We start from the raw sequence: 24,808 nt of genomic DNA, 5'->3' as shown, positions 1-24,808 counted from the left end.
CCCTCCGAACTTCCATGCCTGAACAACAAAATATAAACTACAGCCGAGATAAAAAGCAATATATGCCCAATAAAATCTTTCATGATGATAATTGCTCTGCGCATCAATATAATAAATCTATCCGAAATATACGGATAAAATTTCAATCAGTGCATATCCACCTACCAGAAACGCAAAAATTCTCTTTTCTTCTGTCTTTCAATCAGGTCATTTCTTTCAATCATAAGGCTCATGACCAATATTGCTAATATAACCAAATAAATCTGGATCGTATACTGTTCCATCTTTTTACAACTATCCTTCCGCTTTATTATCATTACATTATATGCGATTTTGAAGAAAACATGAATATTATTTATTATTTTCTATCAAAAAAGGCAGAGATTTCATTCTGTTAAAATCTCTGCCTTTTCATGTTGCTCTTTATTTTCTAAAAACAATTTCAACAATATCACATTTCGGATATATCACTGTTCCGCGTTTTGTGTTTTTCCATTCTGCTCCGCAAACCTCTTTTACATCATGAACATTTACCAAAAGATATGTAATTTCTTCATTTTCCCCTGAACTGCACAGAACAATTTTTTCATCCTTATATCTGGCAGTAATATCCAGAACCTCATTTCCTTTTTCATCTGGAACAATACATTCCGCAATCTTGTCTTCTTCTAGTGGATATACCAGAATCTGTAACTGTTCCGGGTAATGATATGTTGCCGTTTTTTCATTATTACCAATTGGAAGAAGCGTGTTCTCACGGACAAACAACGGCAGAGAATCAAATCCATACACTTCTGTATACCAGCGTCCACCTTCTTTTTCTTCTCCGCTGAGCAAATGTGTCCATCTTCCCTTCGGAAGGTAATACTCACCAATACCCTCTTCATTGAAAATCGGTGCAACCAAAATCTGCTCCCCAAGCATATACTGTTGATCCAGATATCGCACTGCAGGGTCTTTTTCAAATTCCATGATCATTGGTCTCATAACAGGTATTCCAAATTTATTTGACCGTACAGCCGCTTCGTAGATATACGGCATCAGACGAAGTTTTAATTTTGTAAACTTCCGACACACCTCAACTGCCTCTTCATCGAACGTCCACGGAACCCGGTAACTCTTGGAACCATGCAGTCTGCTGTGAGTAGATAAAATTCCAAACTGCAGCCATCTTTTATATACCGTAGGATTGGCAGCTTCTTCAAATCCCCCAATATCGTGACTCCAATAAGAAAATCCCGAAAGAGTAAGAGAAAGGCCTCCTCTTAAAGATTCTGCCATTGACTCAAATGTACCTGTGCAGTCACCACCCCAGTGAACCGGGAATTGCTGTCCGCCTGCTGTCGCACTTCTCGCAAACACAACTGCATCTTTCTCGCCACGTTCTCTTTTTAAAAGCTCAAATACTGCCCGATTATACAAAAATGTATAATAATTATGCATTCCCCATGGATTGCTTTCATCATGATACTCTACGTCTATCGGAATTCGTTCTCCAAAATCTGTTTTAAAGCAGTCTACTCCCATATCAAGCAATATTTTTAATTTACTTTGATACCATTTTACAGCTTCCGGATTCGTAAAATCCACGATTGCCATTCCCGGCTGCCAGTTGTCTACCTGCTTGATTCCGAACCTATCTTTTCTTAAAAGAAAATATCCTTTTTCTTTTCCCTCTGCAAATAGTGTAGAATTCTGAGCAATATACGGATTGATCCATACACAGATTTTCAGTCCTCTTTCTTTATAACGTTTCAGCATTTCTGCCGGTTCCGGAAAAATTTTATTGTTCCATTCAAAATCGCACCAGTGTAATGCTTTCATCCAAAAACAGTCAAAATGAAACACTTCCAGCGGAAGATCTCTTTTTTCCATTCCTTCAATAAACTCTGTTGCTGTCTTTTCATCATAGTCTGTTGTAAATGAAGTACTCAGCCACAAACCGAAAGACCACGCTGGAAGAAGTGCCGGTTTTCCTGTCATATCCGTATAATTCCGAATAATTTCTTTCATATCATCCCCGCCGATTACATAATAGCGAAGTTCTTCTCCTTTTACCGAAAACCCTACATATTCTACTTTCTCACTGGCAACTTCAAATGAAACATTGGAAGTATGATCAACAAAAACGCCATAACCTCTGTTGGTGATATAAAATGGAATATTTTTATAGCTGATCTGCGAAGCTGTTCCTCCATCTTCATTCCAGCAGTCAATCTGCTGTCCGTTCTTAACAAATGCTGTAAAACGTTCTCCCAATCCATATACGTTCGTTCCTGCTGTTAGAAGCAACTCATTTAACATATACGGTTCCCCGGTTTCTGCCATATACTCTTCTTCTGGATATTTTGTTGCATACCCTCTGTTGTAGCGCATATAACCGACATTTTTAAAAGCTGCACCGGTAAGAAGTTTCCCGTTTCTCTCAAATCGGATATAAAATTCTTTCAGTCCTACCCGAACCGTCATTTTTCCACTTTTTAATACAGCTTCCTCCTCAGAAATTATAACTTCCGCTTCCTGATGTTCCAGAAAAAGTTCAAATCGTGGCTCTCTGTTTTCATACCCTAGAAAATGTGTGTATGTCACCTGAATCCGATCTTTTCCGGCTGCAGTAAATTCCATTACCATTGTACCGACATCCAGTTCATCCGCTCTTCCCAGGATTGGTTTAAACGTTGCAATCACACGCATACCAGCCGCTATTTTTTCTGCATAACCGGCCTGCACAGCATACAAAGCATTGGCTCTTTCATTTTTTTCCCAATATCCTTCTGTAAATTTCATACTCACAGCCTTTCTTAACAAACAACTGCTTTTGCGTAAAATCCCCGTGTTTTTCCATCAATATAATCATCTTCTGAAATGCTGACTATATCAGAAAGTCGAATATCTTCGCAAGAAGCTCCTACCAGAAGTTCAATTTCACCCTTTTCTACTTTCCACTTCATTTCTTCGTCAAGGAAGGCGAATTGTGACACCTTTATTTCAAATACAACTTTCTTCTTTTCCCCTTTTTTCAGGAATATTCTTACAAAGCCTGCCAGTTCCTTTGTTGGTCTTACCATTGATGCAACCTTGTCTGAAAAATATAATTGTGCGACTTCCGCGCCATCATATTCTCCTGTGTTTTTCACTGTAAAAGTAACTTTCACTGTATCATCCGGATTTATGTTTTTCTTATCCGTCTGCAAATCTGAATAGGTAAATTCTGTATAACTTAGACCGTGTCCAAAATAATACAGCGGTTCTGCCGTATCATTGATATAACCATTTTTATTGCGAATCATCCCTGTATGTCCGGCTGATACATATCCGCTTCCTCTTGGAAGACCATAGTATACTGGAAGCTGTCCTACATTTCTTGCTACTGTAACCGGAAGGTGTCCTGATGGTGACTGTTCACCAAACAATACCTTGCACAGTGCCTGACTGCCATATTCTCCCGGCTGCCATACTTCCATAATCGCATCAAAATGTGATGCCACAAATTCATTTGAAAGCGGTCTGCCATCATAATGAAGAACCACTGTCTTTTTATGCAGATCATAAACCCTTCTTGCAAATTCTTCCTGTCGTCCCGGCAGATCAATATCCGTAGAATCTATACCTTCTCCAACCGTTGAAGTTACGCCCCATCCATTTTTTCCACCAATAGTCAAAAGAATCACATCTGCCCCTGCTGCCACCTGTAGTGCTTCTTCCATGCCACCTGTATTGTCTCCAGAGCAGTTAATTCCCTGTGCATAAACCACTTCCGCTTCTGGAAGATATTCCTTCAATGCTGCACATAATGTTCTCGAGTTTGGAAATTCCTTTTGAATCTTACGATTTACCCGTGGTGATACTTCTCGAATCTCACCTTTATATTTCTGTTCAACATCATAAATAATCAGTCCTGGCTCTTCAAATTCCTGCCCATCTTCTTCTCTCGACATGGTCATATCAAGTACAGCCGGATAAGAAAATGTACCAAAAAGACTTCGAATATTATCCGCATGAGGCCCTATTACCGCGATTTTCTTAATTTTCTTAGAAAGTGGAAGTGTTTTATTTTCATTTTTAAGCAGTGTAAAACTTTCTGCTGCAATTTTTTCATTCAGTTCATCTGCTGATTTAAGATGAAGATATTTTTTCAGCTTTTCAAGATCCGGATAAGGATTCTCAAATAAACCAAGTTCAAATTTCTGTGTCAAAACACGCCGTACTGCCTGATCTATTATATCCATAGAGAGTCTGCCGCTTTCAATCGACTCTTTCATTTTATAGCTGAATCCTTTTGATCTTGGATACTCTACATCTAATCCAGCCTGGATTGCACGAATTCCGGCCTCTTCAAAATTCTCAGCGACAGCAAACGGATCCACCAGGCGGTCAAGTGACAAATAATCAGAAACCACAAAACCCTGAAATCCCATTTCTCCACGCAGAATATCTGTCAACATCTTCTTTGATCCTACAACCGGTTCTCCATTCACTGAGCAATAGGAATTCATTACACTTTTCAGTCCTGCTTCCGTGATCGCGCATTGAAACGGCTTACAGTGTATCTCCCGCATATCTCTTTCTGAAACAATATTACGCCCCATATTAAGACCGCCCTCTGTGATACCGTGACCTGCAAAATGTTTTGCAGTCGCCAAAACCCCTTCTTTCAGCTCATCTCCCTGAATTCCTTTTACAAAGGCAGATGCCATGGCTGATGTAAGTGCTGCATCTTCCCCGTATGTCTCAGTAATACGTCCCCATCTCGGATCTCTTGTAATATCTACTACCGGTGAAAGTGCCTGTCTGAACCCAACATAATACATTTGTTTGCGAATAATATCTGTCATTTCGCCAACCACTTCCGTATCAAACGTTGACGCCTGCGCTATTGCACTCGGAAATACATCCGCCTCCGTAAACTGTGCCCCAGCACTCGCCTCACAGTGAATCAGTGCCGGTATTCCAAGACGTGTATGATTTACCAGATATTTCTGCAACTTATCCGCATATTCCACAATTGGCTCTACCGTATCTGCTACTGTAAATGCACCTACATTTCCAATGCCATTCGGTATATAATTTTCAAACTCCGGAATATCATCAGCAATAGTTACCAGACATGTAATCTGGTCAATTTTCTCTTCAAAAGTCATTCTGTCCAGCAGATCCTCCACTCTCTCTTCTACGGGAAGATCTTTATTCCTGTATTTTTCCATAGTAGTCCCCTTTACAGCACTCCCCTTGCCTTTTGTGCCATCACATCTAACAAGGGGAGAATTTCATTCTTTATTATTTACTTAAATAATCTGCTACATTATCTTTTGTTACAATTTTAAATGGAATATTGACATCTTCGATATCTGCCGGATCTGTTCCTTTTTTCAGTTTTTCAAAAATATCTGCTCCTGCTTCTGCCTGTGCCTTTGCATCCTGAAGTGCAGTCATTGTCATTTCTCCATCCTGAATTGACTGCAGAGCATCATCACTTCCGTCAATTCCAAGTACCTGAATACTGTCAAGTTTTCCTGCTGATTTAAGCGCCTCTACAACACCAAGTGCTCCATCATCGTTTTGGCATACAATTGCATCAATCTTGTCATAAGAAAGAAGACTGTCTTCTGCAGTACTCATACCAAGGTCTTTTGAATTTTCTACGTTATATTCATCAAGGATTTTGATATTTGGATTTTTCTTAAGTGCTTCTTCCAGTCCTTTTTTACGATCGACATACTGCTGATCATTTGGTGCACCGGTAAAATACAAGATTGAAGCTCCATCCGGGAATGCATCACACAGATACTCACCCTGTGCTTTTCCTGCATCTTCATTTGGCGAACCCACATAAATATATCCGTCATAGTCGTCTCCACCAGATACAGAAGTAAGGAATGATACATACGGAAGTCCTGCATCTTTTGCTGCCTCAAGTGCCGGAATTGAACCGTCAAGGTCATTACTGATTGCAGATACAACATTTGCATTCTGCACAATAAAATCATCGATCTGTCCGTTCTGAACATTTGTATCACCGCCTGCATCTGTTACTGTGATTGAAATTCCTTTTGCTTCTGTGGCATCTTTCAGATAAGATCTGAACTTTGCACAATAGTTATATGTATCACTGTTATTTGCAAATCCTACCAGATAATCGCTTTTCCCTTTTGAAGAACTACTGCTGTCCTTTGTATCATCTGCTGTTCCACAGCCGACCACCATTGTTGCACACATTGCTGTTACCATTAAAATTGAAAGTAATCTCTTTTTCATTTTCCTTCTCCTTTTACTTATTTACTCTTTTTGTTTTCTTTTGTCTTAATATCGATAATAACTGCGATTGCAATTAAAAGACCTTTTACAATTAACTGATACTGTGTTGATACATGAAGCAGGTTCAGAATGTTGTTGATAAGACCTACAATAATTGAACCGATCAGCGCTCCTGTAACCGTTCCGATTCCACCAAGGAAACTGGTTCCACCAACAATAACTGCAGTGATCGCATCAAATTCATATCCCTCACCAACAGACGGCATACCTGCCATCAGTCTTGCCATCAGTACTACACCCGCAAGTCCTGTAAGTGCACCACTAAGTGTAAAGATCAGACGTTTCGTTCTGTTTGTATTGATTCCGGATGCAATTGTTGCCTGCTCATTTCCACCGATCGCATAAATATAAGTTCCAAACTTTGTTGATTTCATCAGAACAGCGATCACAATTACAGAAAGGAGCATAATGAGAACCGGAACCGGAATCCCCAAAATAGAGCCATGTCCTAAAAATCTCGCTTTGTTCACACCCCCAATTGTCTGACCGTTGGTGTATATCTGAACAATACCCTTTAATACATAAGTCATTGCCAGTGTTGCAATAAATGGCTGAAGCTTATAATAGGTGATCAGAAAACCATTAATCCATCCACATACGCATCCAATTACAATTCCTACTAGAAGAGCCAGTGATAAATGTCCTGTTGATGCAAGAACTCCGGCCGATACACAGGCTGATGTCGTACACAGGAAACCTGCTGACAAATCAATCATTCCTGATACGATCAGCATTGTTTCACCACATGCTATAATTGTTACAACTGAAATCTGTTTTAAAATATTGAGCAGGTTCTGAGGTTTCAGAAAGTTGTGATTGATCACTGCCGATGCAACAAACAGAATGATCATAATAATTACGATTCCGTACTTTCTGTAAAGCTCACCTGAAGATAATGCTTTTTTCTTATTCATCGCCTTTTGCCTCCACTATCATCTTCATAATCTTATTTTGTGAAATTTCATTCCGATCCAGAATTCCAAGCATTTTTCCTCCGCCGACAACACCAACTCTGTGACTCATTGACAGTACTTCCGGCATATCAGATGAAATCAGGATGATTGCCAGTCCCTGTTCTGCAAATTCTGTTATCAGAGAATATATTTCCTGCTTTGCACCTACATCAATTCCTCTGGTAGGTTCATCCAGGATCAGAAGTTTGATATTTCTTACCAGCCATTTTGCAAGTACTACTTTCTGCTGGTTTCCACCACTTAAATTTCCAACCAATGTATTTGCATCTGGTGCTTTTACAGATAATCTTTTACAGATTTTTGCAACTTTCTGCTGTACTTTTTTCTTATCCCAAATGCCACCTTTTGCAAATAAATCTCCATTTGGAAGAATGATATTATCACTGATTGATCTGACACCGACAAATCCATAAGTTCTTCTGTCCTCTGTTACCATTGCGATTCCATTTTGGATTGCATCTTTTACAGATCGAATTTTTATCGGCTTTCCATCCAGGATGATTTCCCCTTCATTTGCCCTTGCAAGCCCAAAAAGAGTTTCAACAATCTCGCTTCGTCCTGCACCTACCATTCCTGCCAAACCAAAGATTTCTCCTTTATGAACCTGAAAAGATACTTTCTGAAACACATCCTTTCTTCCTAAATTCTTTACTTCAAGGCGAATGTCTTTTCCGATTTGCGGTATCGGAGGGTAAATATCCTTGATATCACGTCCCACCATCATTGCAATCAGTTTATCTGTATCTACATCTTTGATATCTCCAGATGCAATCCATTTTCCATCTCTTAATACAGTATAGCTGTCACACAGTTCAAAGACCTCTTCCAGTCGGTGTGATATGAAAATAAACGCAATTCCTTTTTGCTTTAATTCATTTACCTTACTAAAAAGAATCTCTGACTCTTTTGAGGTAAGTGCAGATGTAGGTTCATCCATGATGATCACTCTGCTGTCCCGCGATAAAGATTTCAGGATTTCTATCATCTGACGCTGTGCCACATTTAGATTTCCCATCTTTTCCCTCGGATTATAATCAAGTCCCATTTCATCAAGTAATCTCTGGGTTTCCTTTAGTCGTTCTGCTTTATTCACAAAGACTTTTCCTTTTTTCGGCTCACGTCCCAGAAACAGATTTTCTGCAATGCTTAATTCTGAAACATAGTTCAATTCCTGCGCTACAATAGAAATTCCATATTTAAATGCATCCTTTTCACATTTCATATGAATCTCTTCACCTTTGCAGATTACGGATCCACCGTAGTTTGAATAAGTACCGGACAGTATCTTCATTAAGGTCGATTTTCCAGCTCCATTTTCTCCTACAAGTGCATGAACTTCAGAAGCCCGTATCTTCATATTTACATTATCCAGAGCAACTACACCAGGAAACTCTTTCCGAATATTCTTGAGTTCGATAATTGTTTCCTTCTCCACTTTTCCTCCTCCTTTGTGTTAAATCGTTTAACTTGTTTTTATTCTTGCCTATCGTTTTCGACATGGTCATCATACCATTTTCACAAACAAATATCAATATTCCATTGCTATTTTATGCATTTTCGTTGTTAATGCACAAATCAAAACGCTTCAACAAAATGTTGAAGCGTTTTGATTTAGATAGTTTTATATGGTTTAGATTTTTAAATAACGGTAACCGGCGGAATCGACTTTGTACTTCCTCTTACCAACAGCCTTGGTGTATACAAAATTTCTTCTCTTTCTTTCAGTTTTTCTTTATTATCAATCAGCTCAACTACTTTTTCGCCCAGTTTTTTCCCCATTTCAATAACAGGAACCCCTATTGTTGTCAGCGGAACCTGCATCACATCCGCAAACGGAACATTATCAAATCCAATAATTGAAATATCTTCCGGAATTGAAACACCATACAGTCTTGCAGCTCGATAAATTCCAAATGCCATTTCATCATTCATCGAAAAAATCGCTGTTACTTTCTGTCCCAGTATATACGAAAACGCCTCATAACCGCTTTCCATCGTGTAATCTCCAAAGTACACTAAGTCCGGATCATATGAAATTCCACTTTCCTCCAGTGCCTTTTTATATCCATTCAGGCGCTGCATCGTAACATGAAAACTTTGTTTTCCAGCCACGCATCCAATTCTTCTGTGTCCGCATTCTATCAGATGTCTGGTTGCCATATAACCGCCCTTTTCATAATCGAATAAAATATCTACCCCTGGACAGTCAAACCCATATTTTTCCATTGTAATGACCGGAATACTAAGATTTCTCATCGCATTTTTCAAAAAATCAGGTTTTTCCATATCATTCATTTCCATTGATTTTGACCAGATTAGTGCTCCGATATTATCCGCAGCAATATCACGGATAATATCTGTATCGATAGTCTGACCGTCTTCTATAATGTGACATACCAGAGAATATCCGTTTTTTTCAAGCACTCCGTTAATCGCCATGAAAAGCGAAGAAATATGCGTATTTCTCAAATCATTGAAAACAATGCCTATCAGACGGCTTTTCTTATTTGCAAGACTGACCGCTGCATTATTCGGACGATAATTATGTTTTTTGGCGATTTCCCGCACTTTCTTTTTTGTATTTTCCGAAACCCGTGACGGCTTATCTGACAATGCCATGGATACCGTTGCCACCGATACACCGCACTCTTTTGCAATATCTTTAATTGTAATTCCCATATTTTCTATTCCGTTCCAGTTATTTTTCTGCCCTCTTCTTTCCCCACTCGTATTTTATTTATGCATCCGATCTCGCATAAGAATTCTTCATCTGATTACTCAGTTCGTACAAAACCTTAGACAGTGTATCCGAAGTTTCCTTCTTCACCATCTTCGCAATCTCCCGGTTCGCTTCCCGTTTAATCTGCATACGCTTTGCTATATCACTTTCTTTCGTAAGATCGTCATCATACCGGTTTATGATCTGATGTGCCTTTGCCATCACATGTTCCTGGTAACGCTCAATATGGAAAATAGACTTTTTATAAGAAGCATCTGCCATCGCAGCGATCATTCTGCTTGACCAGTAGAAGTTCTCTGTTGAAACTTCCCCTGTCGTATTTGCAAAATATTCCGGTGTTTCATCAATATCTGCATAGAATGGAGCCATTACATTAAATGCATTTGATGCAAATGCCACCCATTCAATTGCGCGGGAATCTTCCGGCTGATCCGGTCTCATCTGGATCAAAGACATAAAATCATTTCGATTGATACCAATGGAACGATAAGCACCATTCATTGATTTGTCCCCGTAAGCTCCATACGGATCATAAGGTGTTCCCTGATAATGTGAAGACAGAACATATTTTACATCTTCTACTGTAACCTTCTTTTCCGGAACCATACACCACGGAATATCATCGGATACTGGTGTATAATCTGCATCCGGTCCGTCCCAGCTGTATGAATTTGGATTCAGGTAACGTTCCATAAACCAGGCTCTCGGTGTATTGTATACATGATCCGAGTCATCATGGCTTCCAAAAGCATCTCTTGGATTTAAGGTTCCATCCATGGACGGATTCAGATGATATTTCTCAATGAATTCCTTCATATCCGGAGAACACATATAATTTTTCTGCTCACCAAGTGCATCTTCCAGATCAAATTCATCCATTCCAAGCTGGTTCGGCATCACCACATAAACCTCATCCGGCACTTTTCTGGCAATCCAGTGATGTCCACCGATTGTTTCCAGCCACCAGATCTCATTTACATCCTCGAATGCAATTCCATTCATCTCATAAGTACCGTATTTCTCGAGAATACTTCCAAGTCTCTGCACGCCTTCTCTTGCGCTGTGGATATAAGGAAGCACGATATATACAATGTCCTCTTCCCCGATTCCACCTGCAATTTCTTCCTGGTCGTCTGACTTCGGCTGATATGTAACCAGCGGATCCGCTCCAAGCACACGTGGATTGGATGTGATCGTTTCGGTTGCCGTCATTCCTACCTGCGCTTCATTTACCCCGCTTGCCGCCCAGATTCCTTCCCCCTTGACTGCGTTCGGCATGGCGGTATAACGCATCGGATTCTCCGGTAATTCTATTTTCACATGCGAAATCACCGATTCATATACCTTCGGCTGATCTTCCGGATGGATCACCACAAATTTTTTCGGCATATAAGCGCCTGACGGTGAATCATCATTCCTTGCGATCATCGTGGAGCCGTCATACGATGCCTTTTTTCCAACCAGTATTGTTGTACAAGCCATTTTATCTTCCTCCTGTTATCTCCTGACAAAATCTTTTCGTCTAATTGAAATTATAGAATCATTCCTTCTTTTTTTCAACCACCAGACAATTTGTTTATATTTTAAATTTTTCGTGGACGAATTCGTAAAAACAAGGTAAAGTAATTTTATAAACTTTACACTTTACTTGAGAGGGATTTCCTTATGAATAATGACAAGGATAATGCAACTTTATATGCTGAGCTGGAAGCCGAACGTTTTATGACAGATCAGATTTCCCTGCTTCATGAAGCAGAGGATCTGGCTGACGGTATCAATTTTATGCTCAAATCGCTCGGAGAATTTACAGACGCCGACCGTGCTTATGTATTTGAAACCAGTGAAAATCATACTTCTACCAATACTTATGAGTGGTGCGCCGCAGGAGTCACCCCGCAGATCCGGAATCTGCATGATATTCCTTTTGAAAGCATGCCAAAATGGATCGAGGTTTTTCTTCATGGTGAAAATATTCTGATCGAAGATCTGGAGGCTTACCGTGAATCTATGCCTCTGGAATATGAACTGTTAAAAGTTCAGAACGTTTCTACCCTGATCGCCTTTCCTATTTCTGTACACGAAAAGCTGATTGGTTTCGTTGGCGTAGATAATCCGGATATGGAGAAATCCAACCTGCTCCACCGCCTGCTGTCCCTTCTTGGAAAATATGTCGGAACCATGATCAAAGATCATAAGAATGAGCAGATGCGCCTGGAGGTTGTTGCCTCCAAATCCCGTCTGGATTATCAGCTGGAGATGGACGAAATTCTTCGTGGCGCACAGATCGGTATCTGGACGCTTGAGATGGATGGCGTTAAAGCTCCCCGGCTGCACCCAAATCCTACAATGTGTACTCTTCTTGGTGTGTCACAAGAGATGTCTCCTGAAGAAGTTTATCAGTTCTGGTATCACCGGCTTCCTCCCAAATACGTAACCCCGGTGCTTGATTATATACAGAAGGTCATTCACGAAAGTTATTCAGAAATCACATACCCATGGAATCATCCGTTACTTGGACAGATCTGGATACGATGTGGCGGTATCCTCTATCCGGATTATCAGGGAAATGGAATATGCATCCGTGGATACCATCAGGATGTCACCCGTAATATCGAAAATGAACGTAAATATCAGAACCTGACCGCTGCAACCAGCCAGATTTATCATGCAATTTACCATATCGATCTGATTCAAGACCGGATTGAAAAGCTTGCCGGTGCCAACCAGAACTATACACCGACCGGAGTTGTCACTTCCGCCACTGCGCAGTTAAATGATATCCTTGAGAAACTGGTTGCACCGTCACATCACGAGATCATGCAGTATTTCTTTGATCTGACAACGGTAAATGACCGGTTGCACGGAAAGCTTTTTATAAGCCGGGAGTATCCATCTCCACAGGGGATCTGGCGCCGTGCCACCTTTATCGTCCAGAACCGCGACACTGATGACGATGTTACAGAAATTCTTTATGTAACCCAGATCATCGATGATTACAAGCAGAAAGAACTGGCTTACCAGCAGGAGCTGGTTAAGGCGGTCGAATCCGCAAATCAGGCAAATACAGCCAAGACCGACTTCCTCAACCGGATGTCACATGATATCCGCACCCCTCTTAACGGAATTCTTGGAATGCTTGATATTGCACAGAAAAATGAAACAAATCCCAAAGCACTGCTGGAGTGTCATGAGAAAATGCGTACTGCTGCTTTTCACTTAAAAGCTCTTGTCAACGATGTCCTGGATATGCAGCGGATGGAAACAGACCGATTCTTCCTTGAACAGATACCATTCGACATCCGCGAGATCCTTGACAATTGCTGGAGTATGCTGGAGGCACAGGCTTCCCGGCTTGATATCACTCTGAAAAAAATAAAACCGGGCAGTTTAAAATATCCTTATCTGATCGGAAGTCCATTACATATCCGTCAGATTTTCATGAATCTTTTAAGCAATGCAATTAAATACAATAAGCCCGGTGGTTCGATCTCTGTACACGCAAAGATCATCAGGCAGGTACATCAGAATGTTATTTACAAATTTATAATTTCTGATACCGGTATCGGTATCAGTCCGGAATTTCAGAAGCATATTTTTGAACCTTTTGCACAGGAAGATACCGGTGCCCGGACGATTTACAAAGGGACCGGGCTCGGTATGGCGATCGTTCACAGACTGGTACAGGAAATGGGCGGTACGATCCAGTTGAAAAGTGAAAAAAATGTCGGCTCAACTTTTACTCTGATCCTGCCATTTACCATTGACGAGCATCAACCTTCCGCCTCTGCGGAAACTGCCACTGATACTCCCGCAGATCTTACGGATCTTCATATTCTTGTTGTAGAGGATAATGAACTGAACCTTGAGATTGCTGTTTTCTCTCTGGAAGCCGCAGGACTTAATGTATCCACAGCCATCAACGGACTGGAAGCCGTCCGGCTTTTTGAAAAATCAAAGCCATATGAATACGACATCATTCTTATGGATATTATGATGCCGGTTATGAATGGTCTGGATGCCGCAAAGGCGATCCGCGGACTTTCCCGCCCTGATGCCACAACGGTTCCAATCATTGCCCTCAGCGCCAATGCTTTTGCGGAAGATATCCAGAAGTCAAAGAATGCCGGAATCAATGAGCATCTCGCAAAGCCACTGGAAATGGATAAGGTGTTGAAAGTGATTGCATCATATTGCAAGTAGCAGAAAGAAACAGATACTCGCTATGTATTGCATATTTTTTCAGAGTTTCTGTTTTATAAAAAATCGGATTATCAGGCGATCTGTCATTTCCCCGATAATCCGATTTTTATTTTACTTACATCTCAAATGCTTTCTTTATACTGTCATAATGCAGAAACTTTCCTTCTGCCGCAAATGCCTTAATTTCATCTAATGTTGCAAACATATAACCATCTGTCTCTGCCTCCTGAAGACGGAGATCTTTTTCATCAATATCCATCACAAAACGATACACATCTACGAAATAATTATCTCCTTCCCCTGGATTCTCTCTCTTGTAAGTGAAAAGATAACCTCCGTCTGCCCGGCTTACATCCAGTCCTGTTTCTTCTCTGACTTCTCTTAATACAGCATCGTAAGACGCTTCTCCCGCCTGCGCAGCACCGCCGGATACCTCCCACCAGCCCGGTGCCCAGGCTTTCGTCATTACCCTTTTAGTGATCAGAAATTCCCCGTCCGGTCTTGCTACAACGCCAAGAACAGTAAGGTGATACTCCCCGTTCTTCAGACACCAGTCATTGCGCTTCATCGTTCTTCCTGTTGGTTTCTTATCTGCATCATAAATATCCCATAATTCCATTGTCTGCATCTCCTGTTCTTCTTGTCTGTAGTTTCTTATGTCATTATAATATGTCTTTCAGAACTTCACAATCCTTTATCGTCAGTTTCTCTCTGCCTTCCAGTTTTTCCTTACACTCCTTCTCTCTGTAAATCCTACAATATCTTTCAACAGTATAATCAGTTCAAATCCGCTCCGGTACGGATAATCTCTTCCCCAGATATGCACTATTCCCTGAAAAGATGCGAACTCCCGTCCCATTACTTTTAACCAGAAAACAGCTGCATGCTCCGATTTTTTTACCAGCTCCAGTTCCTTTCCCGCTTCAAGATACCGTCTTCTTTTCTGATTTCTTCTGACCTGTGCTTTCCTCAGTAATACACCATTTTGCTCGCAAGTTTCATCCAGATACAGCAAAAGTCCGTCAAATCCTGTGAAATTGATCTGTGCATTCTCTCTTTTGGCATCCTTCCAGTACAGAATATTTCCAGACGGAATCCTCCCTTTTTCCCAGTACATCCGGATAAAGAAAAGCTCCCCGATATGTCTGTTATCATCCAGCGACCGGTCTTCTGTTTTTTCAGCAAATACTGTCTGCATTTTTATCCCCCTCATTTATATTTATCCTCTTCTTTTTTTCTTCCTTTTCCAGCACAAGATCACGCCTGCCACAAACAGATTCAGTCCGATCACAGCGTACCATCCCCGATACGTCTTCTCGCCTGTCCGGATCGGCTCCGCTCTCTCCGTCACCTCACAGCGTACGCCCCGCACCAGAAGCCGTTTGGTATTGATACCGTAAGGCGTACATGTCAGTAATGTGCAGTAATCCTTCTCCTTATCCAGGGCAAGCAGTCCCGTTTCCTCCGGTTCTACAATATCGATCCGATCGATTTGATAGAAAATCGTCTGCCGGAGCACTGTAATTGTAAAATAGTCTCCCACCTTCAGCTTGTCCAGATCCGAGAAAAGTTTCGCCCCCGGCAGTCCTCTGTGGGAAGAAAGCACCGCATGTGTTCCCTTTCCGCCTATCGGGAAACTGCTTCCTTCCACATGTCCTGCGCCATTGCAGATTGCAAAATCACCCGTTCCATGGTAAATCGGAAGTTTCAACCGAATTTCCGGAATTTCCAGATATCCCATCACACCGTCAGATGTCATATTCAAAAGTGCTCCATAACTATCAGCATTTTTGTCATTCGGCACTGGGTTATTCTGTTCCAGAAGCATCACATTATACGCTCTTGTCTGTGCGATTATTTCCTCTTCCTTCCTGGCATCCAGCTTCTCCACTGACCTTTCATATCCATCTACCACCCTGCTTTGCCGACCGGCATTCCAGATCTTTCCGACTTTTGGATAGAGCATGACCGCGATTCCCACAAGAAGGATTCCTGTCCATATAAAAAAGAAAAGTCTTCCCCTTCGTTTCGACTCATTCACTATCATACAATTCGTTTTCGTCTTTTTGTATTCAACAGGACAACTCCTGCAACAATTGCAATCAGTACTCCACTGACCGTAAAGATCATTTCACCTGTTCCACCTGTCCCCGGAAGAAGTTTTCCTGATTTATTTACAACAACTTTTACCTTTGCTGCAAAATCTGCATTTGTATAAGTTACCTTTGTCTCAGTCTCGCTTTCTGTAACATTTCCGTTTTCATCAAGATATGTACTGGCGTCCGTCCTTGTCGCCCTGATCTTTTCGGCACTTACCAGAAATGACTCCGTCAGCTTGTTATATCCTTCTGGTGCTTTTGTTTCTGTAACTCTGTAATCACCCATCTTCAGACCTTTGATCACCACAGCTCCATCACTTCCGGCTTTCACCTTTCCGTTTCCGGTCTGTCCGCCTTTTACAGTATACACACCGCTTTCTTCTTCTGCCTGAACCGGGAACGGCACTTCAAATTCCACTCCGGTAAGTGCCTCTCCTTTTTCATTGACCTTCTGGATCACAACCGCATAGGTATCTGTTGTTGTAGAATCCTCTATCGAGCTTTTTCCCGGTTCCTCTGTCGTATAATTCCATGAAAATCTGGCACTGTTCTTATTTCCTTCACCGTCGATCACTGCTTTATCGTTTAACGCAGCCGTATAATCAATGGTAATTCTTGCCCCGGTATCATAAAGATTTTTCCAGCCATTTTCTCCTTCATCCGCTGCCCAAGGGATCGTAACCGGGAAAGTTGTATTTTCAAACTGTTCCAGCGGTTCTTCTTCAATCATCACAGATGTGATCTTTGCTGCATCAAATCCGGTCGGAAGAGTATCTTCAATGATGAATTCCTTGATCTGCTTGTCTGCAACATAATTCGAGGTGTTGATCTGTAAACGGAAATGAACCGTTTCACCGATACTGACATTATTTTCCTTTACCTGTTTACCATCGTCAAGTACAATACTTTTCCCTCCGGCATTCCCGTCATTCCCCGGAGTCCACTGCGGCTCCTTACTGTTTTTGTCCACGATCTGCGCGTCTTTTGCAACACTCGTTACCATGATCATACCGCCATCTTTTAAAGTGCTGGTGACATAATAGTAGCCGTATGGAAGACCGGTAAATTTTAATATAGAGCCATCGGATGTCACACTCGATATTTCTGTACTATTCTTCTTAATCCATTCAATTGCACCTTCGGATAATTGTTCTTTTGACTCTGGTCGATAAGCTTCCTCTTTTGTAAATACATTCCCTGCTGAATCTTTCTCAAAATATGGATTATCAGCAAGATTCTTTTTGGTATACGCCACTGAAGTTCCATCAGCATTTACTTTCGCATCAAACACCTTGTAAACAGAATACACCACTCCTTTTGATGCATTCGCTATCGTCAGGCTTCCAAGTCCTCCTACCCCTGAATCTTTTTCCTGTGCAAATGCCGTCATTGACATCCCCACGATCGTTACTGCCATTACCAAAACGGATAACAGCCGTCTCAATTGTCTCATTCTTTTTCCTCTCTTTCTTTTTATTTTCGGATCCTTTCCTCATTTTACACATCCCTACAACCGATTTCCGTTTCTTTTCCGTCCAGAAACCGTTTCTTTTTCATCCTTTTTTCGTTTCTTTTACAAAATCTTTTGAACCATTCATTTTTTATTCCTTTTACAGCAGACATTCACAATCAAAAAACTGTACAAAAAATGTGTAGTCCAATAAAATCTCTTCAAAAAAATCGGGAGGCTGTCTGATAACAGTCTCCCGATTTTTGCTATATTCCCCATTATTCTTTTTGATTCAACAACGTTCCCAAAGTGTTTTCCGCCCAGCTGTAATTCGTCATATACACTCCTTTGAACAGCTTTTTATGTTTTTCCTCATCCTCCAGGTAGTCATACAGATCACACTCCACATGCTCTGTGCGGATACGGCTCTCCTGATTTACCCGATGCAGGACTCTTTCGATTCCGTATGCATTTAACGTTCTCCGAAGTTCTTTTATCACTTTGCGGAATTTATCTTTTATTCTTTTTTCTGTACATTCATCCTCCCATAAATAACTGATCGCATCCCCCGTCGTCACAAATCCTCCTCTTCTGTCAACCAGAAGTGCCAACAGTTCTTTGGCTTTCTTACATGAAAAAGGAATCGTTTCCCCATCCACAAAAATATCAAAATAACCGAATGTGCGGATTACAATCCTTTTCCCTTCCATCTTTGTCAACTCACTGTACATTCTCTTTTCCCCCTTCATTTAATGAGAATCTTTATCATCATACACTATCCAAATGAGCAGACTCAACATTCCATGCCAAAACATTACTTTCGTAACTTTTTCACACTATTCGACATTCCACTTTAACACTCTCTTCTTCTGAAATCTTTCATCTCTTTTCCATCTAACGCTGCATATTCCAGAACATCATCTGTGTTATATACAAGCTTTAATGAGAAAAACGGCTGCTCATTTTCAAGGAGTTCAAAAAAGATCCGATCCCCTTCCCACAATTCCAGTTCTCCGATCTTAGACTTTTCTACCCATTCCAGTTCTCCTTCATCACACGCAATCGGCGTTCCTGTAAAACCATCTGCCGTATAAAGCGACATATATTCTACTACATCTTCGCCATATACAAAGGTTACAATCCCACGATATCTCCAGGATGTCAGCGTGTATCCCGTCTCTTCCCATACCTCACGAAGAAGACATTCCTCCGGGCTTTCCCCTTTTTCAAAATGACCGCCTACTCCGATCCACTTGTCTTTATTGATATCATTTTCTTTGACAGTCCGGTGAAGCATCAGATATTTTCCATCCTGTTCAATATAACAAAGTGTGCTTAATTTTACCATTTTACGTTCCCTTTCATACACAAAATATTTTATGAAAATTATAATCTATCTTCTGGTATTTCTCAACTTCCATGACCTGTCTTTTTCCACCATTCCTCCTTCTCTTTAATTGCAAATATTGTCCGCAAATAGTATAATGATGTTTAAGGATTGTGGGAATTGCGTAGCAATGGAGCAATCCGGTTACATCAGTAAGTGGCAAAATTCACTTTTGACACTCACATCGTATAATATCTTCAAATAGACCAAAATTGTAGATAAGGAGTCTCTGTTTTGACAAAAGAAAACTATAAAATAAGCAAAATCCAGATCGGATTTTACTATCTTCTGATGTTCCTGATACTTATCTGGTTTCTGGTAATACAATTCACAGGAATTAACAATCACAATGCCAGAATCCAATCCAGCGACATCACATATCGTGGTACTTTTACCTGGATTCACTCCGATGGGAGCAAAGAACAGATTGCCGTCCCCGGACATTACAATGTTCCTGCAAAAGAAACTATGGTCATTACCACAACACTTCCTGAAAATTATACGCAAAGTTCACTTGCTATACGTTCCTCTCTGCAGGATATCCGTTTCTATATTGACGGAGTGCTTCGCACTGAATACACAACCAAAGACCATCGACTGACTGGGAAAAATTCTGCCAGCTGTTATGTTTTCTGTCCTACTTCAGCAGCAGATGCAGGAAAAGAACTCCGTATTGAGCTGACTACCAATACCTCTAACTATTCCGGTGTAGTCAATGAGATCTATTCCGGAGACAAGAGTGATATCTGGGAATATATTTTTGAATCTTACGGGCTTGAGACTATTATTGCTTTCTTTATCTTGTTCGCCGGTATCATTACCATCCTTTTCAGTATCGCACTCGGAATTGTCTATGACAGAAAATTCGATATGGAATATCTTGGATGGTGCATGACCATGGGAGCTGCATGGATGCTCGGCGAATCCAAGCTCAGACAGCTTATAGTTCCGAATCCATCTGCACTGGGGACTTTATGCTTTGTGATGATCATGCTCGTTCCGATCCCGGTACTTTTTATGCAGATCTCATTCAGCAGGGGCGTTATAAAAAGCCTTACTTTTACCTTGGCTGTGCGGCATTTGGTAACTTTTTGATCTGTCTGGTTCTTCATCTGACTGGCATTGCTGATTTTATTGAAACTCTGCCGGGCGCCCACGTGATTCTTGCAGTCACCTTCTTTCTGATTTTCCTGACTTTCTGTCTGGATATGCGAAAGAAAGAATACCGAAAAAACAAATTGGTGCTGATTGGTCTGATCATTGCAATGCTTGCCATCGCCATCGAATCCATTTCTACATATTTTGTAGTTTTGATTTCCGGTCTTTTTATTGGTGTCGGTATGTTGATCCTTCTTTTCATTAACATTATCCGTACAATAAAGCATGTGCATACCATTGAAATACATCGTCAAAAAGAGGAGCTTTTGAAACGTAAACGGCAGATGGAAAAAATTTCCTTACAGATGATGCAGACTCTCTCTACAACCATCGAGGCCAAGGACGACTACACCAGAGGGCACTCCCATCGTGTTGCGGAATACTCTGCACTGATTGCGCAGGAAATGGGTTGGAATCGCTCTGAAATCGTCAATCTCCGACATGCAGCTCATCTGCATGATATCGGCAAAGTCGGCATCCCTGATATTATTTTAAACAAGCCATCCAGACTGACAAACGAAGAGTACGATGTTATTAAGGAACATACGGTTATTGGCGCTGAGATTTTGAAAAATGTTTCGATCATCAATCATGTAACCGAAGTCGCCCGATCTCATCATGAGCGTTATGATGGCCATGGTTATCCAGACGGTCTGAAAGGGGAAGAGATTCCGATCCATGCGCGGATCGTTGCTGTTGCCGACAGCTATGACGCAATGAATTCCCACCGTATTTACCGTAATTCTCTTCCAAAAGAAACAATTTATGAAGAAATACGCAAAAACAGAGGAACTCAATTCGATCCGGAAATTGCAGATATTTTTCTCAGGCTGTTGAATGAGAATCGTCTGACGATCACAGATACTTATCTGGAAATTGATGACGAGCCAGCTCTTCCTGGCATGGAATTTGAAATCAGCAACTTCATTTCCAATGTTATGAATACGATGAAGAACCAGGAAGAAGCAGAAAATTTTGATCTTCTTACCGGACTCCCTATGCGAAATACCGGTCAGAAAATGATTGCACGGCTGATGCAGGAGCACAATGGCTGTCTGATCTTTATGGATATGGATAATCTGAAAAAGATCAATGATATCTACGGTCATAAAGCCGGCGACCGTGCACTGAAAGCACTTGGAACTCTCCTCTCCGAACATATCGGAAATTCGGTTGGCTGCAGGCTTGGTGGCGATGAATTCCTTCTTTTTGTACCGGATGCCGGTAAAAATGAAATAACCGAGCTTATGGAAACTCTGTTTTCCCGCTTTGATTCCGAAAAGAAAAAAGATCTTGAGATCCGTGTTGCATCCATTTCTGCCGGACTTTGCATGTGTACCAAAGGAGATTCCTTTGACGAGTGTTCTTCCAAAGCAGATAAAGCACTCTATTATGTCAAGCGAAACGGAAAACACAACTTCTTTTTCTATCAGCAGATGGGCAATACCGTATTCCCGGTTTCCAGCGTGGCAAAAGATCTTTCCCTTGTGGCAAAAGTACTTCGCAACAGCGGAAACTATTCCGGAGCACTTAATCTTAATTACCGTGAATTTTCTAAGATTTATGAGTACATCAACCAACTTGGAGAACGACATAAATACCATTGTTTCCTGGTCATGGTCACAATGGAAACCGCTCCGGATTCTATGATGTATATTGAAAATATTGAACAGGCACTGGAATACATGGAGGAAGCGATCCGTCACAAGATCCGTAGGATTGACGTGTGTACACGGTATAGTGCCATGCAGTATCTGATCATTTTATTTGAATCAGATGAAAGTCAGATTCCAAAAGTTATGGACCGTATTTTCATTCAGTATTATAAACTGTACGATAAACGGGATTTCATTCCGAAGTATGAATATCTTCCGGTGAATGAACACTCGAAGGAAACAAATCCTCAAAACACTTCAGATCACCTTAATCAAGATATCCATCCAGTATAGAAATTTTACTACCTGAAACAAGAGATCCCCGTACCCTTTCCGGCACAGGGATCTCTTTAATCTCTTTCAGTTCCATTCCAAGCTCTTTCATATACTGGATCATATCCAGACAGGCATTCTGCTTAATCTCATAATAGCGGTAGTGCGTCTGTTCATCCACATAGCACGGCTTCTGAAGCCCCAGTGAATCAATATCACCTTTTAGCTATTGTCCTTAGAAGCACTCCAGAAATATTTCCAGAATCTCCTCATGTGTCATCTTCTTATAACTTCCATCCACCAGATAACAAGAATCCGCAATTTCTTTCAGATCCTCTTTTTTCTCCACGCCTACTTCCCGAAGTGTTGTCGGAAGTCCGATCTCTCTGATAAAATCAGCCAATGCCTCTACGCCAGCTTCAGCCATCTCTTCATCGGTACGTCCATTTCTCGGAATTTTCCATACATTTTCCGCAAACCGGGTAAATTTCTTTGCGCCTGCCTGACAGATATGCCGATAATAAACCGGATGCAGCACAGCAAGTCCACATCCATGACTGCAGTTGGTATAAGCACTGATCTGATGCTCCATCTGATGGCATTCAAAATCACATTTTTTGCCGAGCTTGATGATCCGGTTCTCCGCCATGGTAGACAGCCACATCAGATTACTTCTTGCTGTATAATCCTCCGGATTTACCAATGCCGCACGAAGACTTGTTATCACGCCGCGCATCAGAGCTTCCGAAATATCATCTGATACGTTATCCTCGTCCGGCTCACTGAAATAAGTCTCCATAACGTGAGACAGGATATCAAAGCTTCCTGCCACCATCTGTTTTGTCGGAACAGTATAAGTGTAAGTCGGATCCATTAATGCAAATTCCGGATTGCATTTCGGATAATCCCGGTCTGTCTTGATCATGACCTCTTCATTGGTAATGACTGCTCCCCCGTTGCACTCGCTGCCTGTTCCGGACGCTGTTACGATCACACCAAGCGGCATCGGTTCAAAATCCATAACACCCTTCTTCGCCCAGTACTCATCCCACACATCTTTCTCACTGACCGCTGCCATGGAAATTGCCTTGCTGCAGTCCATAACCGAGCCTCCGCCGACTGCAAGGATCCAGTCCACCTGTTTTTCCTTTACCAGCTTTGTGCCTTCCAGCACCTTCTTATAAGTCGGATTTTCCATGATCCCCGGAAATTCAATGATCGTTTTCCCGGCTTTTTCAAGTGCCGCTGTGACTTCCTCATAAACTCCATTTTTCTTGATCGAACCGCCGCCATAGGCAAGCAGAACCTTGTCTCCATGCGTCGCAGCGATTTCCGGCAGGTATTCGCCGACACACCCTTTCCCGAAATATACTTTCGTTTTATTTTCAAAAATAAAGTTATTCATCCTTTTTCTCCTTTATGTAATTTAAGCAAAATATGTTTCGGCAGATTTTCTTTTTTCAATGATCTATTCCGAAACATCCCTCTTTTTCCACAGATACTTATATTATAGTCCCTGAAAAAATTTATCGTCAACATCTTTCCGGTTTGCACACATTCCAAAATGGAACCCGCAATTTTCCCTAATGACTTCTTTACATGGTTTTCCATGCCATCATGTAGTTTATACAGGTTTCTCTCCAGCAGTTTTTATTCAATTTGTAACTGTTCAGAGCCAAGCAAAATTTCATAAAACAGGTGTAAAATGCTTGCATTTTTAAGACTGTTTTTGAAATTTTATTTGGCGGATACGCCACACTGACGAAATGCGTAGCATTTTGGAGGTTGGCTCTGAACAGTTACTTCAATTTTAAAAAAACATGCAAAATAAACAGATATATGGTATGATAGAAAGCAAAAAACAGAAAGTACAGGAGGGTTAACATATGTATATTACATGTCTGGATGTCGAAGGAGTACTTGTACCGGAAATCTGGGTTGCATTTGCAGAAGCAAGTGGAATTCCAGAACTGAAAAGAACCACAAGAGATGAACCTGATTATAACAAACTGATGCGTTGGAGACTGGATACTTTAAAAGCGCATGGTCTCGGAATCAAAGAAATTCAGGAAACAATTTCCAAGATTGATCCGCTTCCGGGCGCAAAAGACTTCCTGGATGAGCTACGTTCCTTCACCCAAGTAATCCTTCTCAGTGATACCTTCACCGAATTTGCAATGCCGCTCATGGAAAAGCTTGATCATCCGACACTTTTCTGCAACAGTCTGGAAATTGCGGAAAATGGTGAGATCACAGACTTCAAGATGCGTGTGGAAAATTCCAAACTAACAACCGTGAAGGCACTGCAGTCCATCGGATTTGAAACAATTGCAAGTGGGGATTCTTACAACGATCTGGGTATGATCCAGGCAAGTAAGGCAGGATTCTTATTCCGTTCAACCGACAAGATCAAAACGGATTATCCGCAGATCCCGGCATATGAAACCTATGAAGAGCTGCTTGGCGCAATTAAAGATGCAATGAAATAAAAGATAATTGCATATTGCATGGCGATATGCGTAAAAAACCTTACCGGTTTTCAGTTTTTACGTCTGAA

19 protein-coding genes are annotated in these 24,808 nt (G+C 41.2%); 4 read left to right on the top strand and 15 right to left on the bottom strand.

What is annotated here, in order from left to right; translation table 11 throughout:
* Positions 1 to 423 precede the first annotated feature (423 nt).
* The 7 genes from yicI to PGW42_RS11680 form a co-directional block, all read right to left on the bottom strand.
* Positions 424 to 2,787: an alpha-xylosidase gene (yicI, locus tag PGW42_RS11710; RefSeq protein WP_270202990.1), complete on the bottom strand. Its 2,364-nt coding sequence runs from the start codon at positions 2,785 to 2,787 to the stop codon at positions 424 to 426.
* Between the two features lie 14 nt (positions 2,788 to 2,801).
* The gene (locus PGW42_RS11705) at positions 2,802 to 5,204 is read right to left on the bottom strand and encodes a glycoside hydrolase family 3 N-terminal domain-containing protein (protein WP_270202989.1); all 2,403 of its coding nucleotides are present in this window, start codon (positions 5,202 to 5,204) and stop codon (positions 2,802 to 2,804) included.
* 73 nt (positions 5,205 to 5,277) lie between these two features.
* Positions 5,278 to 6,255 (bottom strand): sugar ABC transporter substrate-binding protein, encoded by a 978-nt coding sequence (locus PGW42_RS11700; protein ID WP_117824425.1) that lies wholly within the window; start codon positions 6,253 to 6,255, stop codon positions 5,278 to 5,280.
* A gap of 17 nt (positions 6,256 to 6,272) precedes the next feature.
* On the bottom strand, positions 6,273 to 7,229 hold the full coding sequence (locus PGW42_RS11695) for an ABC transporter permease (RefSeq protein ID WP_022219944.1): 957 nt from the start codon (positions 7,227 to 7,229) through the stop codon (positions 6,273 to 6,275).
* Complete coding sequence (locus PGW42_RS11690) at positions 7,222 to 8,724, bottom strand: sugar ABC transporter ATP-binding protein (RefSeq protein WP_117824424.1); 1,503 nt, start codon at positions 8,722 to 8,724, stop codon at positions 7,222 to 7,224. The genes PGW42_RS11695 and PGW42_RS11690 overlap by 8 nt, the downstream gene beginning before the upstream one ends.
* 203 nt (positions 8,725 to 8,927) lie before the next feature.
* Positions 8,928 to 9,968, bottom strand: a complete 1,041-nt coding sequence (locus tag PGW42_RS11685) for a LacI family DNA-binding transcriptional regulator (RefSeq protein ID WP_055155489.1) — start codon at positions 9,966 to 9,968, stop codon at positions 8,928 to 8,930.
* Between the two features lie 58 nt (positions 9,969 to 10,026).
* On the bottom strand, positions 10,027 to 11,511 hold the full coding sequence (locus PGW42_RS11680; RefSeq protein ID WP_117557277.1) for a C69 family dipeptidase: 1,485 nt from the start codon (positions 11,509 to 11,511) through the stop codon (positions 10,027 to 10,029).
* A gap of 183 nt (positions 11,512 to 11,694) precedes the next feature.
* Between PGW42_RS11680 and PGW42_RS11675 the strand changes: the two genes are divergently transcribed.
* Complete coding sequence (locus PGW42_RS11675; RefSeq protein ID WP_270202988.1) at positions 11,695 to 14,229, top strand: GAF domain-containing hybrid sensor histidine kinase/response regulator; 2,535 nt, start codon at positions 11,695 to 11,697, stop codon at positions 14,227 to 14,229.
* A gap of 115 nt (positions 14,230 to 14,344) precedes the next feature.
* Here the strand turns inward: PGW42_RS11675 and PGW42_RS11670 are convergent, their stop codons facing one another.
* The 6 genes from PGW42_RS11670 to PGW42_RS11645 form a co-directional block, all read right to left on the bottom strand.
* The gene (locus tag PGW42_RS11670) at positions 14,345 to 14,848 is read right to left on the bottom strand and encodes an NUDIX hydrolase (protein WP_118218577.1); all 504 of its coding nucleotides are present in this window, start codon (positions 14,846 to 14,848) and stop codon (positions 14,345 to 14,347) included.
* Between the two features lie 81 nt (positions 14,849 to 14,929).
* Positions 14,930 to 15,427 carry a hypothetical protein gene (locus PGW42_RS11665; protein WP_270202987.1) on the bottom strand — a complete coding sequence of 166 codons (498 nt, stop codon included), beginning with the start codon at positions 15,425 to 15,427 and terminating at the stop codon, positions 14,930 to 14,932.
* A 21-nt stretch (positions 15,428 to 15,448) separates the two neighbouring features.
* Positions 15,449 to 16,276, bottom strand: coding sequence for a class C sortase (locus tag PGW42_RS11660; RefSeq protein ID WP_270202986.1), 828 nt, complete (start codon positions 16,274 to 16,276; stop codon positions 15,449 to 15,451).
* Positions 16,273 to 17,781 carry a SpaA isopeptide-forming pilin-related protein gene (locus tag PGW42_RS11655; RefSeq protein WP_270202985.1) on the bottom strand — a complete coding sequence of 503 codons (1,509 nt, stop codon included), beginning with the start codon at positions 17,779 to 17,781 and terminating at the stop codon, positions 16,273 to 16,275. The genes PGW42_RS11660 and PGW42_RS11655 overlap by 4 nt, the downstream gene beginning before the upstream one ends.
* A gap of 275 nt (positions 17,782 to 18,056) precedes the next feature.
* Entirely contained in the window at positions 18,057 to 18,509 is a 453-nt protein-coding gene (locus PGW42_RS11650; protein ID WP_118198615.1) for an AfsR/SARP family transcriptional regulator, read from the bottom strand.
* 122 nt (positions 18,510 to 18,631) lie between these two features.
* A complete protein-coding gene (locus PGW42_RS11645) occupies positions 18,632 to 19,126 on the bottom strand; it encodes an NUDIX hydrolase (RefSeq protein WP_008368677.1) in 495 nt (164 codons plus the stop codon).
* A 273-nt stretch (positions 19,127 to 19,399) separates the two neighbouring features.
* Between PGW42_RS11645 and PGW42_RS11640 the strand changes: the two genes are divergently transcribed.
* Together PGW42_RS11640 and PGW42_RS11635 are read left to right on the top strand one after the other, a co-directional pair.
* Positions 19,400 to 20,260, top strand: a complete 861-nt coding sequence (locus PGW42_RS11640; RefSeq protein WP_270202984.1) for a hypothetical protein — start codon at positions 19,400 to 19,402, stop codon at positions 20,258 to 20,260.
* 113 nt (positions 20,261 to 20,373) lie between these two features.
* Entirely contained in the window at positions 20,374 to 22,272 is a 1,899-nt protein-coding gene (locus PGW42_RS11635) for an HD domain-containing phosphohydrolase (protein ID WP_330677040.1), read from the top strand.
* Here the strand turns inward: PGW42_RS11635 and PGW42_RS11630 are convergent.
* Positions 22,247 to 22,432, bottom strand: coding sequence for a MerR family transcriptional regulator (locus PGW42_RS11630; RefSeq protein ID WP_270202983.1), 186 nt, complete (start codon positions 22,430 to 22,432; stop codon positions 22,247 to 22,249). The two genes, PGW42_RS11635 and PGW42_RS11630, sit on opposite strands and share 26 nt — an antisense overlap.
* Positions 22,433 to 22,486: 54 nt before the next feature.
* Complete coding sequence (locus tag PGW42_RS11625) at positions 22,487 to 23,656, bottom strand: iron-containing alcohol dehydrogenase (RefSeq protein WP_270202982.1); 1,170 nt, start codon at positions 23,654 to 23,656, stop codon at positions 22,487 to 22,489.
* Between the two features lie 481 nt (positions 23,657 to 24,137).
* Between PGW42_RS11625 and thrH the strand changes: the two genes are divergently transcribed.
* Positions 24,138 to 24,740: a bifunctional phosphoserine phosphatase/homoserine phosphotransferase ThrH gene (gene thrH / locus PGW42_RS11620; protein WP_270202981.1), complete on the top strand. Its 603-nt coding sequence runs from the start codon at positions 24,138 to 24,140 to the stop codon at positions 24,738 to 24,740.
* Positions 24,741 to 24,808 lie beyond the last annotated feature (68 nt).

It is taken from the genome of Coprococcus sp. TM115-187 (assembly GCF_027679115.1).
GTDB classification, from domain to species: domain Bacteria; phylum Bacillota; class Clostridia; order Lachnospirales; family Lachnospiraceae; genus Allocoprococcus; species Allocoprococcus comes.
Note: the sequence above shows the minus strand (reverse complement) of the source record. Positions and strands in the feature narration are given on the sequence as shown.